General features: G+C 61.3%; 19 protein-coding genes. 7 read left to right on the forward strand and 12 right to left on the reverse strand.

What is annotated here, in order from left to right:
- Window positions 1-52: 52 nt before the first annotated feature.
- The 5 genes from ACU8HS_RS27920 to ACU8HS_RS27940 all read right to left on the reverse strand — a co-directional run bounded on the left by ACU8HS_RS27920 (window position 53) and on the right by ACU8HS_RS27940 (window position 4,748).
- Window positions 53-985 carry a LysR family transcriptional regulator gene (locus ACU8HS_RS27920; protein WP_112571999.1) on the reverse strand — a complete coding sequence of 311 codons (933 nt, stop codon included), beginning with the start codon at window positions 983-985 and terminating at the stop codon, window positions 53-55.
- A 1-nt stretch (window position 986) separates the two neighbouring features.
- Window positions 987-1,997 carry a 2Fe-2S iron-sulfur cluster-binding protein gene (locus ACU8HS_RS27925; RefSeq protein WP_447016168.1) on the reverse strand — a complete coding sequence of 337 codons (1,011 nt, stop codon included), beginning with the start codon at window positions 1,995-1,997 and terminating at the stop codon, window positions 987-989.
- 13 nt (window positions 1,998-2,010) lie between these two features.
- Window positions 2,011-2,835 carry an IclR family transcriptional regulator gene (locus tag ACU8HS_RS27930; protein WP_377312412.1) on the reverse strand — a complete coding sequence of 275 codons (825 nt, stop codon included), beginning with the start codon at window positions 2,833-2,835 and terminating at the stop codon, window positions 2,011-2,013.
- An 88-nt stretch (window positions 2,836-2,923) separates the two neighbouring features.
- Complete coding sequence (locus tag ACU8HS_RS27935; protein ID WP_113413380.1) at window positions 2,924-3,448, reverse strand: 3-methyl-2-oxobutanoate hydroxymethyltransferase; 525 nt, start codon at window positions 3,446-3,448, stop codon at window positions 2,924-2,926.
- A 13-nt stretch (window positions 3,449-3,461) separates the two neighbouring features.
- Window positions 3,462-4,748, reverse strand: a complete 1,287-nt coding sequence (locus ACU8HS_RS27940; RefSeq protein WP_113413381.1) for an aromatic ring-hydroxylating dioxygenase subunit alpha — start codon at window positions 4,746-4,748, stop codon at window positions 3,462-3,464.
- A 216-nt stretch (window positions 4,749-4,964) separates the two neighbouring features.
- Here ACU8HS_RS27940 and ACU8HS_RS27945 point away from each other — a divergent pair, with 216 nt between their 5' ends.
- From ACU8HS_RS27945 to ACU8HS_RS27955, 3 genes are all read left to right on the forward strand, one after another.
- Window positions 4,965-5,282: a non-heme iron oxygenase ferredoxin subunit gene (locus tag ACU8HS_RS27945; protein WP_112572007.1), complete on the forward strand. Its 318-nt coding sequence runs from the start codon at window positions 4,965-4,967 to the stop codon at window positions 5,280-5,282.
- A gap of 68 nt (window positions 5,283-5,350) precedes the next feature.
- Window positions 5,351-6,115, forward strand: a complete 765-nt coding sequence (locus ACU8HS_RS27950; protein ID WP_113413382.1) for a class II aldolase/adducin family protein — start codon at window positions 5,351-5,353, stop codon at window positions 6,113-6,115.
- 180 nt (window positions 6,116-6,295) lie between these two features.
- Window positions 6,296-7,045, forward strand: a complete 750-nt coding sequence (locus ACU8HS_RS27955) for an IclR family transcriptional regulator (RefSeq protein ID WP_112704128.1) — start codon at window positions 6,296-6,298, stop codon at window positions 7,043-7,045.
- 6 nt (window positions 7,046-7,051) lie between these two features.
- On the opposite strand, the gene ACU8HS_RS27960 is transcribed toward ACU8HS_RS27955, so the two are convergent.
- Window positions 7,052-8,662, reverse strand: coding sequence for an FAD-dependent monooxygenase (locus ACU8HS_RS27960; RefSeq protein WP_112704129.1), 1,611 nt, complete (start codon window positions 8,660-8,662; stop codon window positions 7,052-7,054).
- Between the two features lie 204 nt (window positions 8,663-8,866).
- Between ACU8HS_RS27960 and ACU8HS_RS27965 the strand changes: the two genes are divergently transcribed.
- The 3 genes from ACU8HS_RS27965 to ACU8HS_RS27975 all read left to right on the forward strand — a co-directional run bounded on the left by ACU8HS_RS27965 (window position 8,867) and on the right by ACU8HS_RS27975 (window position 11,681).
- Window positions 8,867-9,856, forward strand: a complete 990-nt coding sequence (locus ACU8HS_RS27965) for an ABC transporter substrate-binding protein (protein WP_162702918.1) — start codon at window positions 8,867-8,869, stop codon at window positions 9,854-9,856.
- Between the two features lie 85 nt (window positions 9,857-9,941).
- The gene (locus ACU8HS_RS27970) at window positions 9,942-10,634 is read left to right on the forward strand and encodes a class II aldolase/adducin family protein (protein WP_112572017.1); all 693 of its coding nucleotides are present in this window, start codon (window positions 9,942-9,944) and stop codon (window positions 10,632-10,634) included.
- 33 nt (window positions 10,635-10,667) lie between these two features.
- Complete coding sequence (locus ACU8HS_RS27975) at window positions 10,668-11,681, forward strand: amidohydrolase family protein (RefSeq protein ID WP_112572019.1); 1,014 nt, start codon at window positions 10,668-10,670, stop codon at window positions 11,679-11,681.
- Window positions 11,682-11,751: 70 nt separating this feature from the next.
- Here ACU8HS_RS27975 and ACU8HS_RS27980 read toward each other — a convergent pair whose 3' ends face one another.
- From ACU8HS_RS27980 to ACU8HS_RS27990, 3 genes are all read right to left on the reverse strand, one after another.
- Window positions 11,752-12,000 (reverse strand): hypothetical protein, encoded by a 249-nt coding sequence (locus ACU8HS_RS27980; RefSeq protein WP_112570075.1) that lies wholly within the window; start codon window positions 11,998-12,000, stop codon window positions 11,752-11,754.
- Between the two features lie 338 nt (window positions 12,001-12,338).
- Window positions 12,339-13,430 (reverse strand): DUF5666 domain-containing protein, encoded by a 1,092-nt coding sequence (locus ACU8HS_RS27985; protein ID WP_447016169.1) that lies wholly within the window; start codon window positions 13,428-13,430, stop codon window positions 12,339-12,341.
- Window positions 13,427-14,290: a DUF6502 family protein gene (locus ACU8HS_RS27990; RefSeq protein ID WP_447016479.1), complete on the reverse strand. Its 864-nt coding sequence runs from the start codon at window positions 14,288-14,290 to the stop codon at window positions 13,427-13,429. Before ACU8HS_RS27990 ends, ACU8HS_RS27985 begins: the two co-directional genes overlap by 4 nt.
- Before the next feature lie 498 nt (window positions 14,291-14,788).
- Here ACU8HS_RS27990 and ACU8HS_RS27995 point away from each other — a divergent pair, with 498 nt between their 5' ends.
- On the forward strand, window positions 14,789-15,436 hold the full coding sequence (locus ACU8HS_RS27995; protein ID WP_113413383.1) for a TetR/AcrR family transcriptional regulator: 648 nt from the start codon (window positions 14,789-14,791) through the stop codon (window positions 15,434-15,436).
- Window positions 15,437-15,512: 76 nt separating this feature from the next.
- Here ACU8HS_RS27995 and ACU8HS_RS28000 read toward each other — a convergent pair whose 3' ends face one another.
- The 3 genes from ACU8HS_RS28000 to ACU8HS_RS28010 are packed head-to-tail and all read right to left on the reverse strand — an operon-like array spanning window position 15,513 to window position 19,336.
- The gene (locus tag ACU8HS_RS28000; RefSeq protein ID WP_112755588.1) at window positions 15,513-16,559 is read right to left on the reverse strand and encodes a flagellar hook-associated family protein; all 1,047 of its coding nucleotides are present in this window, start codon (window positions 16,557-16,559) and stop codon (window positions 15,513-15,515) included.
- Window positions 16,560-16,562: 3 nt separating this feature from the next.
- On the reverse strand, window positions 16,563-18,026 hold the full coding sequence (gene flgK, locus ACU8HS_RS28005; protein WP_447016170.1) for a flagellar hook-associated protein FlgK: 1,464 nt from the start codon (window positions 18,024-18,026) through the stop codon (window positions 16,563-16,565).
- Window positions 18,027-18,037: 11 nt separating this feature from the next.
- A complete protein-coding gene (locus tag ACU8HS_RS28010; protein WP_113413385.1) occupies window positions 18,038-19,336 on the reverse strand; it encodes a flagellar hook protein FlgE in 1,299 nt (432 codons plus the stop codon).
- Window positions 19,337-19,762 lie beyond the last annotated feature (426 nt).

Below are 19,762 nucleotides of genomic sequence, written 5' to 3' on the forward strand. Positions count from 1 at the left end.
AGGCAAATGTCCAAGATAAATCATATTGTCCAGCCCATACGAAAATCACTGGTCAGTCTTCTGCGACCCGATCGATCGGGTGGGCGTAGGGGCCGATCGCCGCTGCAAGGCGGTCAACCATGTTATAGATGAAGGAATGGAACAGCCGCTCGTCCGCCAGCCCCTTGTGGGAGGCGTGGGCGAGAAAGAGCGTCAGTTTCACGTCCGGGCGCTCGATGCGCCGGGCGACCAGTTCGCCGGAGCGGATTTCTTCGGAGACGATGCCGTAGGGCATGATACTCTGGGCGACGCCATGAAGGATGAGCGCCTTGATCGCCTCCATCGATTGCACCTGGTAGGTGATCTTGACGTCCACGGAGAGGCGCGAGGCGGTTTCGTGCACGCGCCGCCAGATGATGTCGCGATTGGACACCAGCGCGAGGTCGCCGGCCACCGCGTGACGGAAGGAGACATCGGCTTCGTCCGACTTGCCGTCCGGCGCCGATATCAGCAGCAGGTCTTCTTCCATCAGCGCGATACGCCTCAGGCCCGGGCTGTCGTCGATATCGTAGGCGAGCACGTAATCGAGCTCGCCACGCTCCAGCGCATCGGTCAGCACGAAGCTCAGTTCCTCGACGACGTGAAGCGCGATGCCCGGAAGCTGCTCGTTGGCGGCGACAAGAAGATCGGTGCCGATGAGTTTCAGGATGCTCGGCGTCGCACCGAGCCGTACCCTGACACGTTCGCCGCCGAGCGAGATCAGGTCACGCCGCGTCTCCTCGATACGCTGGAGAATTTCCAGCGCCCGCTCATAGAGCAGCATGCCTGCCGGCGTGGCGCTGACGCCGCGCGAATGCCGGTCGAGAAGCTGGATCTGCAGCGAATCCTCAAGATTGCGGATCTGGATGCCGAGAGCGGTCTGGGCAAGGTTCAGCTGTTCGGCGGCACGAGTGATGTTGCCGACTTCGACTACCTTGACGAAATAAGAGAGCTGGCGAAGTTTCATGTCAGTAGAACTGGTCGAAATGGACCTGCGCCTGCGGCACGCCAAGGTCGATGAGCATTTTCTGGATGGCCTGGCCCATCATCGGCGGACCGGCGAAATAGATCTCGCATTCCGGCAGTCGATCCGCAAACAGCTTTGCGGCGATCTCGTGCACGAAGCCGCGATAGCCGTCCCAGCCGTCGTCCTCCGCCGGCATGCCGGAAACGACCGGGTGGTAGTGAAGTGTGCTGCCGAAGCCCGGAAGCTCCTCCAGCATCTCACGCCCGCAAATGTCGCGCACTTCCCTGCCCCCATAGATGAAATCGATACGGCGGCCCGCCAAAGCTGGCGAAACGGCTGCAGCCCGCGTCACCGAAATCATCGGCGAGAGGCCTGAGCCGCCGGCGAGACAGATGATGTCGCGCGGTGAATCCTCGCGCAGATAGGCCATGCCATAGGGGCCGTCGATGCCGATGCGATCTCCCGCCTTGAGCTTGTCAAACAGCGTAGAAGTGGCCGCGCCATTCGGTACGCGCCGGATCTGGAAGTGCCATTCCTCCGGTTGGTCTCCCCTGTTGGCCATGGAATAGGCGCGGCTACCCTCCACGCCCGCGAGTGAAAGAAGCGCATACTGGCCGGAGAGAAATGGCACGGGCCTGTCGAGTCGGAAGCGGAATTCTCTAATGTCGTGGGTTATGTCTCGGATGCCTGCCAGCGTCGCTTCCTGGCGCACCGGCGCGTGCGTGCTGACATATTGCGGCATCAGCCGCAGCTTGACGAGGCAGTCCGTCAGTGGCCGCGACTGGCAACCAAGCCTGCGTCCGCGCTGGCGGTCGCGATCGCTGAGACCCGGTGCATCGGGGCGAAGCTCCTCGATCTCGCCCTCGAGAAGATCGAAACGGCAATTGCCGCAGGAGCCGACATTGCATTCATAGGGAAAGCCGAGCCCGGCGCGAATGGCGGATCGCATGATCGTGTCTCCGTCAGCGCAGGACCATTTCGTATCGGTCCCGCTCAATGTCATCACGGTCATGCTTTCCTCCCTGTCATCTTTGTCTGTAACCCGCTCCATGGCCGAGACGGGACGAAATGGTTGCCACCGTTTCCAAGAGCGGCGGCGCGAAATTCTCTATGGCTTCCAGCGAGAGCCGCAGCGACGGGCCGGCGACGCCGACGGCGCCGACGACGGCACCGGTGGAATCGCGGACGGGGGCAGCAATCGCGCGGATGCCCGGCTCGCTCTCTTCGTCTTCGATCGCAAAGCCGCGCTGGCGGACTTCAGCGAAAATCTCGCGCACCCGCGCGGGATCGGTGATCGTATGCGGCGTGCGGCGAACGAGCGGCCCTGCAAGCAGGCGCTCCACCGTCTCCTCCGGCGCGAAGGCGAAGATCGCCCGGCCGACCGCGGTACAATGGGCCGGCCGGCGGGCGCCGAGGTCAGACTTGATGCCGACCGCCTGCGGGCTTTCCAGGTCGTAGACATGCATCACTTCCGTATCGGTCGGGATGCCGAGGATGATGGTCTCGCCGGTATGCTTGCGAAGGTCGAAGAGGTACGGACGCGCCTCGTTCGACAGGTTCATGCGGCGGCGCACCAGCGTTCCAAGTCCGAAGAGGCCGACACCCAGGCGATAGCGCTCGGTTTCGGGGTTCTGTTCGAGCAGCCCTTCGGCGACCAGCGTCACGGCAAGCCGGTGAACCGTGCTCTTTGCCACCTTCAGCTTCTGAGCCAGCGCGCTGACGCCGATTTCGACCTCGTCCTCCGAAAACGCTTTCAAAAGACGGATCGCCGTCGTGACCGAAGACAAGCGATTGCGTTTGGCAGGCGCTGCCTTTTTCGTGCGTGCCGTTTCCTTCACAGATGCGTTCATGGCGTGCGTTTTCCGTCTCTTTGCAAGGAGTAAGGGATCGTCCATAACACAGCTCCTGCAAATACTCACGCCACGCCTTGAAGCATTCTCAGACCCTCAAGGCGCTCAGCATCTCGGCGACATAGTCGTCGCCGTTGGAGATGACGAGCATCGCCGCAAAGGGACGCATCGCCGTCAGCGTCCGGGCAAGATCGAGCGCCGGCACGTCCGCCGAACTCACGACCAGACCCGTCGTCATCTTGCTGCGCACGAAGCACGCATTGCCGATAACCTCCGCCGCCTCCGCCGAGCTGCCGGCCGTCGTCAGCATGACGACGACATCGGCATCCGCGATTTCGTCCACCAGCGCCGAGCGCTTGCCGGAGAGATCTTCCAGCACCGCGTCGACGGGCAGCATCTTCAAAGAATCGCTCGCGGGCTTGGCTTCGACGTAACGCAGGAAATGCGCATGGCCTCCGGCATAACCGGCCGCCAGCCGTTCAAGCGTCGCCTCGGCGCTCTTGTCGAGGGCGATGATGCGCGACTTTCGCGGCCGCGAATTCGGATAGTTGATCCGGAAACGCGCCTCCTGCGCCGTCGTGGCGCGTGCACTTTCGCTCAATCCGAGGTGCATGATTGCCTCCCTGTCAGACGCTCGTCTGCGCCTTGCCCGAGATTACGGTCAGCGCCTCATCGGCGATATCGGTATAGGCCTTGTCCGCCGGCAGCACGATCGCGGCAGACCGCACCCGGTGATGAGCCGGATCGACGCCGGGCGGCGTGGTGCCCTTGTCCTTGAGCGCACGGGCCGCCCGCATCAGCCGGTGGCGTGCCATGATGATGCCGTTGTCGGTCGAAACCAGGTTTTCCTTGCTGCGATCGACGATCGGCCCCATGCTTTCCTGCAGCGACGCATCCTGCATGGCGATGCCCTCGACGCCGGAATAGGTAATGCCCTTGCGCTGGGCTTCCCGGTCCATCAGGTAATCGTTGTCCTTGTTGGCGAGCGGCCGATAGGTGCCGGGAACATAGGCGACATGGATGCCCTTGCCGTCCTTCATGGCCTGGCGCTCTTCGCTCGTCAGCGCCCGGACCGGGTGATAGTCGAAGCTCCAGGCCCAGCAGTTTTCGTCGTCGATCGGGATCCAGAAATGGCCGTGAACCGGGTGATCGCCGCGCGGCGGAACCATGGTGAAGGACGGCATGACCCAGGGCGTGATGCGCCAGTAGTAGTGGCCCTCTTCCGCATTGCGGCGCGCGCCGATGTAGAGGCCGCCCGCCATGTCGGTCACTTCAAAGAAGGGCCGGGCATCGGACATGTTGTATTTGTTGCCGCGAGCGCCCTTGAAGAGCGGGTCGGAATTCAGGCTGCCGCTGTGGAGCCAGGAGACATGGCTCGAATCGATTCCGCCTTCCATGGCCTGCAGCCAGTTGCATTCCTGCCAGCGTTTGGACGTGAAGGTCTGTTCGGCCGGCACGAGCGCGAATTCCCATTCCGGATGCGGCGGCTCCTTGTCTGCCGGCCCCATATAGGTCCACAGAATGTCGCCGATCTTGATCAACGGATAGGACTTCAGCTTGATCTTGCTGCAATAACCGCTTTCGGCCGGCTCGGAAGGGACCTCGATGCACTGGCCGGTGTGATCGTATTTCCAGCCATGATAGGGGCAGCGCAGGCCGCCATGCTCATTGCGACCGAACCAGAGCGAGACGCCGCGATGGGCGCAGAACTCGTCGATCAACCCATATCGCCCCTCGCTATCGCGGAACGCCAGAAGGCGCTCGCCGAGCAGCTTGATGCGGACAGGCGCACAGTCATTGTCCGGCAGTTCTTCGGCCAGCAGCGCCGGAATCCAGTAACAGCGGAACATCTCACCCATCGGCGTACCGATATCGGTCTGGGTCAATAGATCGTTCTGTTCTTTCCTGAGCATGACAACTCCTCCTCGAGTTCGTCCGTGGCCGACGGCTGCGCCGCGCCACCTCGTGTTTCCTCCGGCCGATCGGATTTGCGGTTGACCTTCACGCCGGATCGGGTATTTTTACCGAGTGTTCCGTTATGCAGAACATCGTTTCGTTTTAAACGCTACATCCAGACGGCAGGCTAGTCAAGCGCTGGCAAGGCCATCGAGGCAGAGGAGGAAAGACCAATGGCGGAAGTGGGTTCTCGGATCAGGCTGTGCTCGACCGATGACGTGGATTGGGATAGCGCGATCCGGGTCGAGGAAGGCGATCTGACGCTTGCCGTGTTCAACGTGAACGGCACGTTCTACGTGACCGACGACCTCTGTACGCACGGTCCCGGATCACTGTCGGAAGGCTATCTCGATGGTCACAACGTCGAATGCGACTTCCACAACGGACAGTTCGACGTGCGCACCGGAGAGGTCGTCGCCCCGCCCTGCATGATCCCTATCAAGACCTACAGGGTCATCGTCGAAAACAACGACGTGCTGATCGAAGTCTGATACCCGCCGCTTGCGGAAGATAAAAAGTCGTATAATGTGGGATTAATTTCAAACGGGAGGAGCCGATCATGCAATCTCACAAACACGCGGACGAACCGCAGACCGAACTGTCGGAAAATACGCTGCGCCATGATGTGTCCATGGCGACGCGTCTCCTGAACAGCCTGAAAATTCTTGAGTATAGTGGCCATGTTAGCGCCCGCCTGCCGGGCGGAACGACTTTTCTGATCCAGCCGCAGGACAAGAGCCGCGCCGATGTCGCACCCGATGACCTGCTGGTCTGCGACCTTGACGGCAAGGTCGTGGCTGGTACGCCTGGCGTCAAACCACCGTCGGAGACATTCCTTCATTGTGAGATTTACCGATCGCGGCAGGATGTGAACTCCGTCGCCCATTTCCATCACGACGTGACCAACGTCTTCACGCTGGTGGAAGACGTTCCGCTTCCCCCGGTCAAGAACCACGCCATCCGCTGGCGCAACGGCATTCCCGTCCATGCCGATCCCGCCCATGTCGATACGCCCGAGCGCGGCCGCGGCATCGTGGCGACGCTCGGCGATTGTCATGCGATGCAGATCCGCGCGCACGGTCAGATCGTTACCGCCGAGACGGTGCGTGGCGTCTTCATCGATGCCGTGCATCTGGTCGAGAACGCCGAAGCTGCCTATCGGGCCGCCTCGCTCGGCAAGATAAAGCCGCTGACCGAGGAGGAAATGGCATCCTTCGCCCACAGTTTCCGCCGCGGCCACCACATCCGCAAGCTCTGGAAATATTACGCGAGCGGCGCTATCCGCGACGGCCTGTTCCCGGCAGATTGGAACACGGCGGCCTGACGCAGATGAGCCGGAGCGTTGCACAATGCTCCGGCTCACGCAGCCGATTGCTTGCCGCCTGATCATCGCTCTATAGTAAGGCCTTCCTGATATTGTCGAGGCGGGATTCGATTTGCTGATGGACTGGTCTTTCGAGGGCTCGATCGGGCCTTACGCTCACCCGAGGGTGGAGATGCCAGCTTGAACAGCCTCGAGAAAATGATCGGCCTGCTCGATCTCTTCGATGCGGGCGAAGACACGGTGGCGCTCACTTTCGACGAACTCTGCGATCGGCTCGGCTATACCCGCTCGACCCTCTACCGCTACCTCAAGATCCTGACGGATGCCGGCCTGCTGACGTCTCTGCCCGGCGTCGGCTATATGCTTGGCCCCCGCATCGTCGAACTGGACTACAAGATCCGGACCGGCGACGTGCTCATCCGCGCCGCGCGCCCGATGATGGAAGAACTCGCCGCCCGCTTCAAAGCCGTCGCGCTCCTCTGCCGTCGCTATAAGTTCGAAGTGCTCTGCGTGCACCAGGAAGCAGGAACAGACGCGGTTCACAGCAATTATGACCGCGGACGCAGCCGTTCGCTGCTCCACGGTGCGGCTTCGATCGCGATCCTCGCCTATCTGCCGGATCACCAGCTGCGAAAGTTCTACGGGCTTGCGCAGGACGAGTTCCTCAAGGCGGGCTTCGGCAGTTCCCTTCCGGACGTGAAGGCGAAATTCCGTCAACACCGCGACCGCGGCTGGGTGAGCACCAGCGGCGATGTGACGCCTGGCGTCACCGGTATTGCGGCGCCTGTTTTCGATGGCCGCTCCGAAATCATCGGCAGCCTCAGCCTGACACTGCGCGACACGCAGATACAGGCAAAGACACTCGACGATATTGCCGGGCAGGTCGTCTTTTGCGCCGGCGTCCTTTCCAAGACGCTGGCGCGCAGCTGACGGTTCTCAGTGTCCCGTGACCATGGCCACGAGATCTCCGGCATCTTCCGGGGCCTGCTTGCCGCGCCAGACGACATGCATATCCGGGCGCACCAGCACCAGATCGTAGCCATAGATATCCCGGGCGCGCTGCGAGGCGATCTCCAGCGTCTGGTAAGGCACGCCCCTCGCCTTGAAGGCGGCCGCCACGCCGGACGTATCGATGGACGTGCCGCCAAGCCGCAGCATGGTGTAGCCGGGGCCGATATGGTCCTGCACCGGGTCGTTCTCGCCGAGCCAGAGATGCGGCAGCCGGGCGCCCGGCCATGTGGTCGGGTGATATTCGCGGAACAGATGTTCCGGCCCGCCGGGCTCGTCGGTGATGACGGGTGAGCCGACATAGCGGTATCCCAGTTCGGCACCGATCATCTCGTTCGTCTTGCGTTGCTCGACATCGGCGATGCGCGCGAGATTGTCGCGCGTCGCCTGGCCGGCCGGCGTCTGATCGCGAATATCGGGCCGGTATTGCGAGCGCCATTTGCGACGGCCGAGCGAGGCATAGCGCGAAGCGCCGACATTGCGGTCGCCGACCTGCCGGCGCTCGATCTCGTAGGAGCGCAACAGGTTCGGCCCGCCCCAGCCCTGAAGCGTGGCGGCAAGCTTCCAGCCGAGATCGACCGCGTCGCCGACACCGGTATTCATGCCGAGACCGCCTGTCGGGATAACGAGATGGGCGGCATCGCCGGCCAGGAAAACACGCCCGGCGCCATAGTGGTCGGCAAGCAGGAGGTTCTGCTTCCACTGGCCGACATAGAGCATCTGGTAATCGACCGGAACGCCGACCGCTTTCTCGAACTGGGCGGCCATGTCCTCGTCCTTCTCGACGACGGCATGCAGCGTCCAGTGCTTTGTCGAATCCTGCATGATGAGAAATGTCGCCTGCCCATCAGCAACGTGATAGTGGCGCCCGCGGCCGGGGCCGTCGCCGAGCGGAATGCGGCTGTAAAGCTCCTCCGAATAGTAGAGCGCCTGGCGCAGATGCAGGAGATTGCCTTCCCCGCGCAGCTTGATGCCGAGCTGCTTGCGCACCGGGCTTGCCCCGCCATCGCAGCCGACGACATATTTGGCGCGGTAGGTGATATCGCCGCTCTTCGTGACGGTCCGTGCGGTCACGCCGCCCTCGTCCTGTTCCAGCGAGACAAATTCCGTGCCGTAGCGGACCGAGACTGTCGGCAGCTCTTCGGCCACCGATTTGAGGAGAGGCTCCAGCGTATATTGCGAGATCAGCTGATAGGCTTCCAGCGGCTGGCTGGCATCCTCGGAGCGGCGAATCTCGTCCAGTGCCTCGTTGACGGAAGGATACGGCAGGCGCAGCAGCGGCGGCTCGTTCATCGCCAGAACGACATAGACATCCATCGGCACCGAAGCGTCGAGGCCGGCCTTGCGGATCTTTTGCGACAGGCCCATGCGACGGAAGATTTCCATGGTACGCGCGTTGCAGCGCTCCATCTTCGGCAGGAATTCCGGGGCTTCCTTCTTTTCGATCAGCGTGCAGCGCACGCCCTTCTGCCCGAGGTCGATAGCAAGCGTCAGCCCGACCGGGCCTGCGCCGACAATAAGGACATCCGTCTGTTCCATACTCTCCATCCCTTAACCACCCTCCAACCGGCGGAAACAGGTTTCATTTATCGCGAGTTCGAAAGAGGCGTCAATTCAAAACTTAAAAAATCCCATAATGCAGGAAAAAATGAAAATTGACTGGACAGACGATTGCCGTTCTGCGCATGCTGGCTGTAAATGATGGCGCGGCGGATTTTGCCGGGCGGCTCTGGGAGGAGTGCAGTGACGAAAAAGGTCGAGCTGACGCTTGCTTGCGGTGACTACGAAATCGTGCGGGCGCTGAAGGAAGGGACGGTCAAACCGGACGGGATTGAGCTGACGATCCTGACGGAAATGGATTCGACCACCCGGCACTGGCGCTTTCTGCGCAACGGCGAATTCGACGTCGCGGAGGTCTCGCTTTCTTCCTACATGGCGGCAAAGACGCGTGGCCTGCCCTTCGATGCGATCCCTGTCTTCCTGCACCGGCGTTTCCGCCACGGCTTCATTTTCACGCATACGGCAAGCGGCATCCGCGAGCCGAAAGACCTGATCGGCCGCAAGGTCGGCGTCAAAAGCTATCTGGTGACGGCGTCGCTCTGGCTGCGCGGCCTGCTGGAAGGCGAATATGGCGTGCCGCATCAGTCGATCGAATGGTATTCGGAACTGGACGAGGACGTGGATTACACGCTGCCGTCGGGCCTGAAACTGCACAAGATCGCCGAAGACAAGTCGATCGAGCAGATGCTTGTCGACGGCGAGATCGACGCTCTGCTGCATCCCGACCTCATCGCTCCGATCAAGAAGCGTGATCCGCGCGTCGGCCGGCTGTTTCCGGACTACAAGGCGGAAGAGATCGCCTATTACAAGCGCACCGGCATTTTTCCGATCATGCACGTCATGGGCATTCGGCCCGAGATCGTCGCGCGCCACCCATGGGTGCCGATCAATCTTTACATTGCCTTCGAGGAGGCCAAGCAGGTTGCCATGAAACGCATGGAGAACCCGCGTATCGTGCCGCTCGCCTGGTATCGCGAAGCCTGGGAAGAGCAGCAGGCGATCCTTGGCGACGACCCCTGGGCCTATGGCATCGAGGGGCAGAACGCCAAGACGCTGGAAACCGTCATCGGCTACGCACACCAGCAGGGGCTGATCGACCGCAAGGTCGCGGTCTCGGACCTCTTCCTCGACGTATCACAGGGCCGCAAGCGCGGTGACAAACACCGTGTGTAACGCCTGCGAGGGCGGTGATGCCGCATTCGAACCGGCCTGGAGCGGTGGCGGCTTCCGGTGCGACAATTCCTCGGAGAACAAGACGATGCATGAAGAGCTGAAGCAGCGGATGATCGAGGCCGGCCGCATACTCGAACAGGCCGGCCAGGGCGACTGGACGCGCGGCCACATTTCGATCCGTGTGCCGGACCAGCCGGACCGCTTCTACATGAAGCCGTCGAAATTCGGCCTCGAGGAAATCACCCTCGACAACATCATTACCGTCGATCTCGATGGTGAAAAGGTCGATGGCGAATACGGTCGCCACAACGAAGTCTATATCCATTCCGAGGTTCTGCGCGCGCGCCCCGACGTCAATGCCGTCGTTCACACGCACGCGCCCTATGCTGTGAGCTTTTCAGCACTGGGCAAACCGCTGCAGCCGATCGGGCATCCGGGATCGATCTTTGCCGAAGGCCTGCCGGTGTTTTCCGAAACCACGGAACTGATCACCACGCCCGAGCGTGGCAAGGCGGTGGCGGCCTGCCTCGGCGGGCATGGCGCCATGCTCCTGCAGAACCACGGCCTGGTGACGGCTGGCCCCAGCATCGAACAGGCGATCTATCTCGCCCTGTCACTGGAGAACGCCTGCATGATGCAGCTGTGGGTCGAAGCTGCCGGCGGTGCCAAGGCGCTCGGCAAGCCGGAGGATATCAAGGCCAAGCGCAAGCACATGTTCCGTGAAGAGATGTTCAAGGCGACCTTCGCCTATCTCGTCCGCCGCCTGAAGCGCGGCTGAGGCGTCAATACCGACACATTGAGGAGGAGTCCGATGTACTATATCGATGCGTTCAATCACTTTTTCCCGAAAGCGCTCTGGGATCGTATCCAGAAGCTCGACGGCGCCGGCAAGGATATCGGCCGTCGCATGCAGGGCATACCCTGCATCTACGATCTCGAGACCCGTTTCCGCGTGATGGACGAGTTTCCCGACTACCGGCAGATCATCTCGCTCGGCATGCCGCCGCTCGAAGCGATGGGCGGCCCGGAACTTGCCACCGAGTTTGCCCGCATCGCCAATGACGGGCAGGCCGAACTCGTCGAGAAATATCCGGAACGCTTCGCAGGCTTCGTTGCCGCCCTGCCGATGAACGCCCCGGACGCCGCCGTTCGCGAGGCCGAACGCGCCTTTACCGAACTCGGCGCCAACGGCCTGCAGATCCACACCAACGTCAACGGTGCGCCGCTTGACGAGGAGCGCTTCTTCCCGATCTTCGAAGCCGCCGCCAAGCACAACAAGCCGGTGCTGCTGCACCCATCGCGCAACTCTTCGATGGCTGACTATGCCACCGAGGACAAGTCCAAATACGAAATCTGGTGGACCTTCGGCTGGCCCTATGAAACCAGCGCCGCCATGGCGCGCCTCGTCTTCTCCGGCTTCATGGACCGCTTGCCGAACCTGAAGGTGCTCGCCCATCACATGGGTGCGATGGTACCCTATTTCGAAGGCCGTGTCGGTCCCGGCTGGGATCAGCTCGGCAAGCGCACCTCGGACGAGGATCTGTCGCTCGTACTGAAGCGCCTCAAGAAGCGTCCGCTCGACTATTTCAAGGATTTCTATGCCGACACCGCCGTCTTCGGCTCGCGCGCCGCAACGCTCTGCGGCCTCGAATTCTATGGCAGCGACCGCATTCTCTTCGCATCGGACTCGCCCTTCGATCCCGAAAAGGGACCGGGCTACATCCGCGACACGCTCAAGATCCTGAATTCGCTCGATCTTCCCAAGGAAGACATGGAGAAGATCTGCTTCCGCAACGCCGAAGCCCTGTTCGGGCTCAAGAGCTAAACGCTGCGGATGGCCTGCTTGATGCGCGGCCGACATAGCCGCGCATCATTCTCATGCAATTCGAGCCGGCTTAGTCCAACCGACGCGCCGCCTCGCTCAGCGCGCTCATTTCGGACAGCAGCAATATCATCTCATCCGTGTCGGACTGCGAGAGATGGCCGCGCTGGCCGCTTCGCTCCCACAAGTTCTGAACCTGCTCGGCGAGGCCCAGAGCATTGCGCATGATCGCGAGAAGTTCCGACCGGTTTTCCCAGGTCGTGATTAACGTATATGGCGGCCTGCTGCCTTGCGCCGAAACCTTTTCGCCTGCCTTGCGCATCAACATCTCTCTATCGTCAGACCTCGATCAAATTTGAAACGACAGGATTGCGTGGCGATTTGACGGTCCGGCAAATCGCCCGAAAACACCTCAGACGATCGCCGTGCGAAGGTACTTACCGGCAATCATCCTCGTCGTCGGGATGCAGGCATCGCAACGCAATCCATGTCGGGAACGCAGGAACAAGGGGTTAAACTGGAGCGATCGCCTCGCCGTCCTGGGGTTGGACCGGCTCCGCGATCGGCGCTCTTCCGCCGTTCTGCCAGCGGCTTCAGAATCGCTTCACTATAAAATGGGAAATTTTCCCATATGTCAATCGACCCTTGCCGTGAGGCCGGTCAGCGGAACCTCTCCGGCGGTGGCCCCGGCCTTCTGCCCGGGGCTCTCTGCATGCCGCGCGGCGGTTCATGCATGCCAAAGGGCGGGCCTCCCGGCGGAAATCCGTTTGGCGAGAAACCTTCAGGTCTGCGGAAACCGGGTGGCGGAGGGCCGGGCGGCATACGGCCTCCGTTAAAGCGGGCATCGTGAGGAGGCCGACCGCCGTTTCGAATTGATGTCATACGGTCCGATCGCACCGAGACAGTCGCAAACGTCCGCCCGTCGGGACCGAATCGAACCTGAGCACCTGGGCCGAACATGCCGATACCAAGTTTCAGAGAGCCGTTCTTATTGCTGCCATAGGTTTCCACATTGGCCACGCCTTCGTCCAAACCCGGCACCAGAGATTCCGAAACAACCCTGGAAATGACGGGCTGGTTGCGCACCGTCTTGAACGTCACCAACGTCTGCCGTCCGACGAAATAACGATATTGCGGTCCGAGCGGCAGATCGCCAATGAAGGCGCTCGTACCGCGCTGACCCGGTACGCCGCGGACATGGGCCTTGCTCGTGGCGGCGCGTCGCTCGATACGCCGTGCGACGATCGTCCCGTCCTCCGCCCGTATCCCGAATACGGCAACCTGATCGCCGACCTTGAGACGGCTCGTATCCAATGTGCGCGTGTCGATGGTCTGTTGCAGGATAGACAGTCGCGACTTGCTGATGAGCGCGATCGGTCCAAGCACTTCGCTCGTGATCTCGATCCGCTGCGCCACGCCGCCTACGGTCAGAACACGGGCAACATGGCCTATCTTCATTTCCTTCGTCGCGACGCGCTTGCCGTTGATGCGAACCGGCGTGCTTTCGGTGAACGGGATATGGACATCGTTGACGATGATGGAGCCGAAGCCCTGGATGGTGCCGACGATACCGGTGCCGCCGATGCCGTGATCCTCCTGCTCTCCGCCACTGACGGAAAGGCCCGAGCCGCCAATGCCCTGATCGTCGCCGGACGCGGCCTTCTGCCCTGCACCGGCCGGTACGCGGCTGAACAGATGCAGAGCAGCAGTTCCCAACAGCAGTTGCCGTCTCGACAGTACCGGAGGCGTCATTGTTTTGCCTCCGTAGTTCTTCCAGAGCGCGGCAGCGGGCTCGTTTCCACCGTTTCGGTCAAAACGTATCCTCCGGCAATCCAGCGGCTGCCGCCACCCGGATCCTCTTGCACCAGTTGATGGGCGATCTTGTTCAGCCTCAAAAGCATTGCCATCGTCTCCTCGCGGGCAATCACGTCGAGACGGGCAGCAAGATCCGCCGATATTCGATCGTAGTGGACGGCGCGCTCGAGATGGGGCGCCACATCGTTTATGACATTGGACACGGCAGCAAGTGCGTGGTCGTGAAGATTGCGGGTAAAATAATGCCGGCGCGCTTCGTCATCGGCATTGGGGACGATGGATGCGAGATCCAGTCGAACCATGTCCTGCGCATCGACGGATACGATCCCGCGATCGACCCATTCGTCGAGGACGGCGCGTGGATGAACGTCCTTGGTGATTTCGGCGACAAGCCGCTCGAAGGACGGACCTTCACCCTGCAAGGTTCTCGGCAGCACGCGCGGGCTTCCGTCTTCATTGCAGTAGAGCGGATCGGCTATCCACTTTGCGATGATCCGGCCCGTCTGCGACACTGCGGCCGGCAGCGTCGTTTCGCTGAGCGGCTCATCGCGCAGGCGGCTGACATCCTTGCGGTGGACTCCCGTCAACAGGGAGATCCGGCTGTCCGTCTGTGCCTTGTCGGCGAGCGCGAAGTCACGTTCGGCGACATCTACATAGAGGCGCTTCAGCAAGGACGCGAACGAAGGAAAACTCAATCCCGATGCCAGCGCGAGTTTGACAAGCGGCCGGAGCACGCGCATCAGCGTCAGCTGCAGTGTTTCCCCTGAAAATGGACGTTTCGCGCGTTGCATCGGCATCTGGGATATTCGCGTTTGCGAGGGGCAAGGGTCCGTCATGGTCGCATCGCCCTTCCCGCTTTGGGTAAGCGAAAGCTTCGGGACCCGCAACATGGCCGGATGGAGCGCCCTGTACGTCACCCGCTTGCGTCGTCCGCCAATGCACAGCCCTGAGCTGTCGCCCGGCTCCCGGCCATTCACTGCTGGACTCAGCTTTCGCTTGTCCAAACAATGGATTAGCCGCGTGCCCTGACGCGGATACGCAATCCTTTGCCAGCAGACGACGAAGCTGTTACCTGCTTGGTGCACTTCGCCGCAGGCAGTAGTGCATGTTCGCGAACCTGTGGAAAACCCCAATGCGCCGGGAGCATTGCGGCTCTTCAGCATCGAATTGCCGTTCGGATAGCTGTCATCTTGGATAGCTTGGCCTTTGTCAGGTGAGTCTCTTGCCAACCGCAGTTGCTTTTCGGCTGGCAGAGGGATTATTCCGGGTTGAGAACATGTGGGGATTGATGGTGAATGGCGGGGACTGACAGCGGCGAAGAAATGCAACGCAAGCGTGGCCGACCCAAAGCCTCCAGCGACGACGAAAAACGCTCCCATATCGTCGCAAACGCCGGCAAGATTTTTGTCAAACACGGCTATGCAGCGAGCACGACGGCAATCGTCGCTGCCGAGGCAGGCGTTTCCAAGCAGACGCTCTACCGCCTGTTCGAGAGCAAGGAGGAACTGTTTGCCGCCGTTGTCCGCGACCACAGGCGCATGATGCTCGATCTGCCGCGCCAGCCCGAGCAGGGTCCGGTTTCCCGTTCTCTCGAGCAGATCTTCATGATCGACATGGACGAGGAAAGGGACATCGCGCGCGCCGGCCTGCTGCAACTCGTCTTTCGCGAGGCTCCGCAGTTTCCGGAATTGATCGAAATCCTCAACAACGAGGGGCTTCTTGCGTCCCGGCAACTCCTTGCCGACTGGCTGGAGGCAAGGCAGGCCGAGGGCCGGCTTCGGCTGGATGATGCCGCAAGCGGCGCACGGATGCTGATGGACATGGTCTTTGGAGGCATGGGACCACCGGAGGGGCGCACGAGCGCCTGGCCAGACCGGACCACACGCCTTGCCCATCTGCGCCGCTGTATCGCCGTCTTCTGCAAGGGCGTCGGGGCCGAATAGAAAAAAGGCTCGCCGAGGTCGGGGATGGCGAGCCTTTCTCCACGGCAAGTACCGCATGGCGGCACCGCGCGTCCGATCAGAGATAGTTCACGAGACTGAGGCTCTGCAGCTTGTTGACCAGCGTATAGGCTGTCTCCAGCTGCGTCTCCAGGGACTGGACCTGGGTGGAAGCCTCATAGGTATCGACCCCTTCGAGATCGACCAGCTTGTTCTGCAGGATCGTCGTCTGGGCATCGAGCGCGTCGTTGGCTTTCTCGACGCGCTCCTGGGAGAGGCCGAGTTGGCTTTGCTGGCTGACCAGATTGGAAGAGGCACCGGAAGCATAGTTGATCGCCGCGGATGTCACCGCGCGCTGGGCATCCGAATTCAGCCCCTGCGCCGATAGAGTGCTGACGAGAACGGAAGCGAGGGCCAGATAGCGCATGCCCTGGGAGTTTGCGTTCGTCGACGACTGGATGACCTCCGACGTATTGATCCGGCTGCTCATGTTCGTGCTCGATGCGGTGGACCACCCGCTCGTTGGATCGGTCCAGGCCGCTTCGGAAAACATCGGTTCGACGGTGTCGGTGATGAAGCTCGAGACCTCCTCGCCCGTGAGATCGCCGATCGACTTGCCGAGCCCGTCCGCATAGGTCTGCAAGGCGTCGTTGATCTGGCTCGAGACGGCAGCGGACTGGTCCGTCAGCGGCTTGGAGGACAGGTTGATGCCTGCGAACAGATACTCGCCATTGACCATGGCGTTCCCGGCCGACACCAGTTGCGAGAGCGTATCGGTCGCCGACTGTTGCGCCACCGCGAGGGCCGATTCATCCTGATTGCCAAGCAGGGCCGTCAGGTTGGAGACAAGCGAATCCGCCGCGGTCTGCATGGTCGAGAGTGAGGATTGCGACGAATCCAGCCTCAGGGCAACGAGCGCGTTGCTGTTCTTGAGAGACGCCGCCTGATCGATGACCGACGACATGCTGATCGTCTTGGCAACGCCGGAGCCCAGCGACGCCCCGATATCGGCATAGGTTCCTGTTGCCGCTTCCGTCGACGCGCTGCTCATCAGCTTCTGGGACTGGCCGATGGTCTGGCGAAGCATGTTCTGTATCGCACTTGTGGAAACAAAAGAGGTTTTCATAGCTCAGCTCGCAATGTCGAGCAGGGACTGAAGCATCTCATCGATCGCGTTGAGGATCTTCGTTCCTGCCTTGTAGGATTGTTCGATATCGAGAAGCTTCGTCAGCTCCTCATCGAGGTTCACGCCGGTCTCGTTGGAATAGGCCTCTTCGGAGCGGGACAGTGCTGCGGAGGTGTTTTCCGACGTTGTCGAAGCATCGCTTCGATATTGCTCCAGCCAGCCGACCGAATCGCTCGCATAGTCAACGAGGCTGGCGGTCTGGCCGATCCCCGCATCGGCCGAGAAGCTTCGCGCGGTGCTCAGGGCGCTATAGCGCGCATTCAGATTGTCGGAAAAGCCGCTATTGCCATCGGGGTTGAGATCGGTGATGCCGCTGATCGTTCCGTCCCGCAGCTTCGCCGGATCGCCGCCCGAGCTCGTGACGACGGCACTGTTGACCGTAATTGTCGCCGCGATACCGTCGATCACGCCCGATGTATCGGAAGGCGTAGCCCCGTCGGCGCCGGACGCCGTGGTCCAGACGAACAGCCCGGGCTCGCTCGTGCTGCCGTCCGTCTCGGAAAAGCTCTGGACAAGAGCCTTGGCGATTTCATCGAGCTGCGACTGGAAAGTTGGCGCGATCTCGTCACGAACCTGCAGCAAAGCCTGCAGGCTGCCCTTCGCCGTGGTTGTCGACCCCTCGCCGGCCGACAGCGCAACGCCATCGATATAGACGGAATTGCCCTCGGTGCCTGCGACATAGGTGCCGGTCGCCTTGAAGCTGACGGTTCGGGGTACGGTCTCGAACAGGACCGTGCCGTCCGACGTCGTCAACATCATGTCGTTGTTGCTGCGGGTGGTGGTGGAGACGCCGACGATGGAGGAGATCTGCTTCAGGATCTTTTCCCGGTCGTCCAGCGCCGCCGAGGTATCGGCGCCGGTCGCCGTCGCAAGCTTGACCGCGTTGTTGGCGGTTTCGAACTGCGACAGCAACGTGTTGAGCGTATCGACCTGCTTGGCGATCTCGGCGTCGGCATCCTCGCGCACAGACTGCACGGCGTCACTTGCCGTATTCAGGCTGTTGGCGAGATCCTGTGCCGCCGTTACCGCCGCCTGTCCCGAGGTCGTGTTGCCGGGCGAGGCGGCAAACGCCTGAAGCGCCGACTGGAAATCGGACAGATAGGTGCTCGGCGACGTCTCATAATCGTTGCCGCCGAGGATGGATTTCAGGTCCTCCAGTCCGGAAAGCAGGGTCTGCTGCGCACTGTCCTGCGAATTCGACTGAAGATATTGTTTCAACAGGGCATCTTCCTGGGCGCGGCTGATCTTGACGACCGCCGCGCCGGTCAGCGTGGAGGTGACGGATGCCTCGCGCCGCACATAGTCGGAATTGCCTGAATTGGAGATGTTCGTCGAAACGACGCTGCTCTGGTAACCCGTATTGTTGAAGATGTTCTGGACTCTGTTGAGCGCTGAGGTAATCGACATCCGTCCCTCCCCTAACGCTTGAGATTGACGAGGATGTCCATGATGTCGGAGCCGGTCTGGAACACCTTGGAATTGGCCGTATAGCTGCGTTGCGCCTCGATCATTTCGGTCAGTTCGCCGGCAAGATCGACATTCGAGCTTTCGAGCGCGCCGGACTGGATTGAACCGAGGCCGTTGCTTTGCGGAAAACCGGTGACGGTAACACCGGACCGCCCGTTGGCGCTGTAGACATTGCCTGTCTGCAGCGTCAGCTCGTCGGGACTCGCAACGGTTGCCAGCGGGATCTGGTAGAGCGGCTTCGACGTGCCGTTCGAGTAGCTCGCCGAAACGACGCCGTCGGCGCTGATGGTCACGCCGCTGACCGTGCTCGCCGCCTGCCCGTTCGCCGAGCCCGATGCCGCGAAATCGGAGGCGAGCTGATTGAAGCCGGAATAATCCATCGAGATCGTCTGGCCGGTCTTGGGATCGACGATATCGGTGCCGCTCTGCGAGGTCAGGTTTCCGTTTGCGTCGAAGGATAGCGAAGCGACGCTGACCGCATCGGATGAATAGGGGAAGGATGTCGTACCCGTGGTCGCCGCATCGGCATTGCGATAGACCGCGACTTCCCAGGTCGATCCCGCGACCGCGCCGCTGGCATCGGTCGTCTCGCCGGTCTTGGTGTAGTAGAAGTCATACTGGACTGTGGCGCCGAGACTGTCGTATCCGACGAGCGACATCTTCTTGGTGTCGGTGGTGACGTCTTCGGAAGCACCGTTGGCACTTGGCAAGGCGTCCGGATCGGAGACGACTTCTGCCCCGGAATCGAGATTGCCGCTGAAGGAGCCGCTGGTCGAAGCGATCGCGGTCAATCCGGACTGATTGACATTGACCGGCACGAGCCCGTCGAAGCCATTGACGACCACTGCCGGCGAGCCGGAATTGTACGAATAGGCCATCAGGGTAAAGCCGGCGGAGTTGACGAGATTGCCCTCGTCGTCAACCGTGAAGTCGCCGGCGCGCGTCAGGACCGGGATGCCGTCGGCGCCCTGAACGATGAAGAAGCCGTCACCGGAAATCGCCAGGTCGTAATCCGACGTCGTATAGGAAATGTCGCCTTGCTGCGAGACCGCCTGCCGGACGGTCGTTTGGACGCCGCCCGAATTGTAGTTGCCGGACGAAGACGGCAGGACGAGTGATGAAAAGCTCGTCGATACCGCCTTGTATCCCGTCGTGTTCACGTTGGCGATGTTGTCGGCGACCGTGCTCAGGCGATTGGCTTGCGCATTCATGCCCGAAACTGCCGTTTTCATGCTGCCGAAGATGCTCATGTCTATGTCCCTGCTTGTTTGCTTGATCGTTAGTCAACTTTAAATTGCATTGCTGATTGCAACCGGTCACAGTCCAACCTGTACTCGGCACTGTTGTTGATGGCGTGCGGGTTCATCCCGACAAAGGGTGCGACCGGTCAGTCCGGCCGGATCGCAAATTCGGACGATGGATGAAGGCACGAATTCAGGCGCTTCCCCCGAAAAGGAAACGTCAGAGATCGCGGAACCTTGCTTCGCGGTCCGAAACAGATTTACAAGAGTTGATCGGTCATGATCAGGCTGAGCCGGCCACTCGCGCAATGCGAGCCGTCTGGTCCAGCAACGAGGACAATGACCCGGATGAGAAACCGCCCGACAATTGCGGGGAGCCCGACCGGTCATTTACAGAACTGATTAGTTCTCTAAATCGGAATCACGTTTCGCTCA

This window comes from Rhizobium sp. KDH_Rht_773_N (assembly GCF_052946295.1).

Coding starts and splice junctions, on each gene's coding strand:
- ACU8HS_RS27935 (WP_113413380.1), bottom strand. CDS start 3,448: ATGCACCTCGGATTGAGCGAAAGTGCACGCGCCACGACGGCGCAGGAG.
- ACU8HS_RS27970 (WP_112572017.1), top strand. CDS start 9,942: ATGCATGAAGAGCTGAAGCAGCGGATGATCGAGGCCGGCCGCATACTC.
- ACU8HS_RS27985 (WP_447016169.1), bottom strand. CDS start 13,430: ATGACGCCTCCGGTACTGTCGAGACGGCAACTGCTGTTGGGAACTGCT.
- ACU8HS_RS27920 (WP_112571999.1), bottom strand. CDS start 985: ATGAAACTTCGCCAGCTCTCTTATTTCGTCAAGGTAGTCGAAGTCGGC.
- ACU8HS_RS27980 (WP_112570075.1), bottom strand. CDS start 12,000: ATGCGCAAGGCAGGCGAAAAGGTTTCGGCGCAAGGCAGCAGGCCGCCA.
- ACU8HS_RS27990 (WP_447016479.1), bottom strand. CDS start 14,290: ATGCCGATGCAACGCGCGAAACGTCCATTTTCAGGGGAAACACTGCAG.
- ACU8HS_RS27925 (WP_447016168.1), bottom strand. CDS start 1,997: ATGACCGTGATGACATTGAGCGGGACCGATACGAAATGGTCCTGCGCT.
- flgK (WP_447016170.1), bottom strand. CDS start 18,026: ATGTCGATTACCTCAGCGCTCAACAGAGTCCAGAACATCTTCAACAAT.
- ACU8HS_RS27995 (WP_113413383.1), top strand. CDS start 14,789: ATGGCGGGGACTGACAGCGGCGAAGAAATGCAACGCAAGCGTGGCCGA.
- ACU8HS_RS28010 (WP_113413385.1), bottom strand. CDS start 19,336: ATGAGCATCTTCGGCAGCATGAAAACGGCAGTTTCGGGCATGAATGCG.
- ACU8HS_RS28000 (WP_112755588.1), bottom strand. CDS start 16,559: ATGAAAACCTCTTTTGTTTCCACAAGTGCGATACAGAACATGCTTCGC.
- ACU8HS_RS27975 (WP_112572019.1), top strand. CDS start 10,668: ATGTACTATATCGATGCGTTCAATCACTTTTTCCCGAAAGCGCTCTGG.
- ACU8HS_RS27950 (WP_113413382.1), top strand. CDS start 5,351: ATGCAATCTCACAAACACGCGGACGAACCGCAGACCGAACTGTCGGAA.
- ACU8HS_RS27945 (WP_112572007.1), top strand. CDS start 4,965: ATGGCGGAAGTGGGTTCTCGGATCAGGCTGTGCTCGACCGATGACGTG.
- ACU8HS_RS27940 (WP_113413381.1), bottom strand. CDS start 4,748: ATGCTCAGGAAAGAACAGAACGATCTATTGACCCAGACCGATATCGGT.
- ACU8HS_RS27960 (WP_112704129.1), bottom strand. CDS start 8,662: ATGGAACAGACGGATGTCCTTATTGTCGGCGCAGGCCCGGTCGGGCTG.
- ACU8HS_RS27930 (WP_377312412.1), bottom strand. CDS start 2,835: ATGAACGCATCTGTGAAGGAAACGGCACGCACGAAAAAGGCAGCGCCT.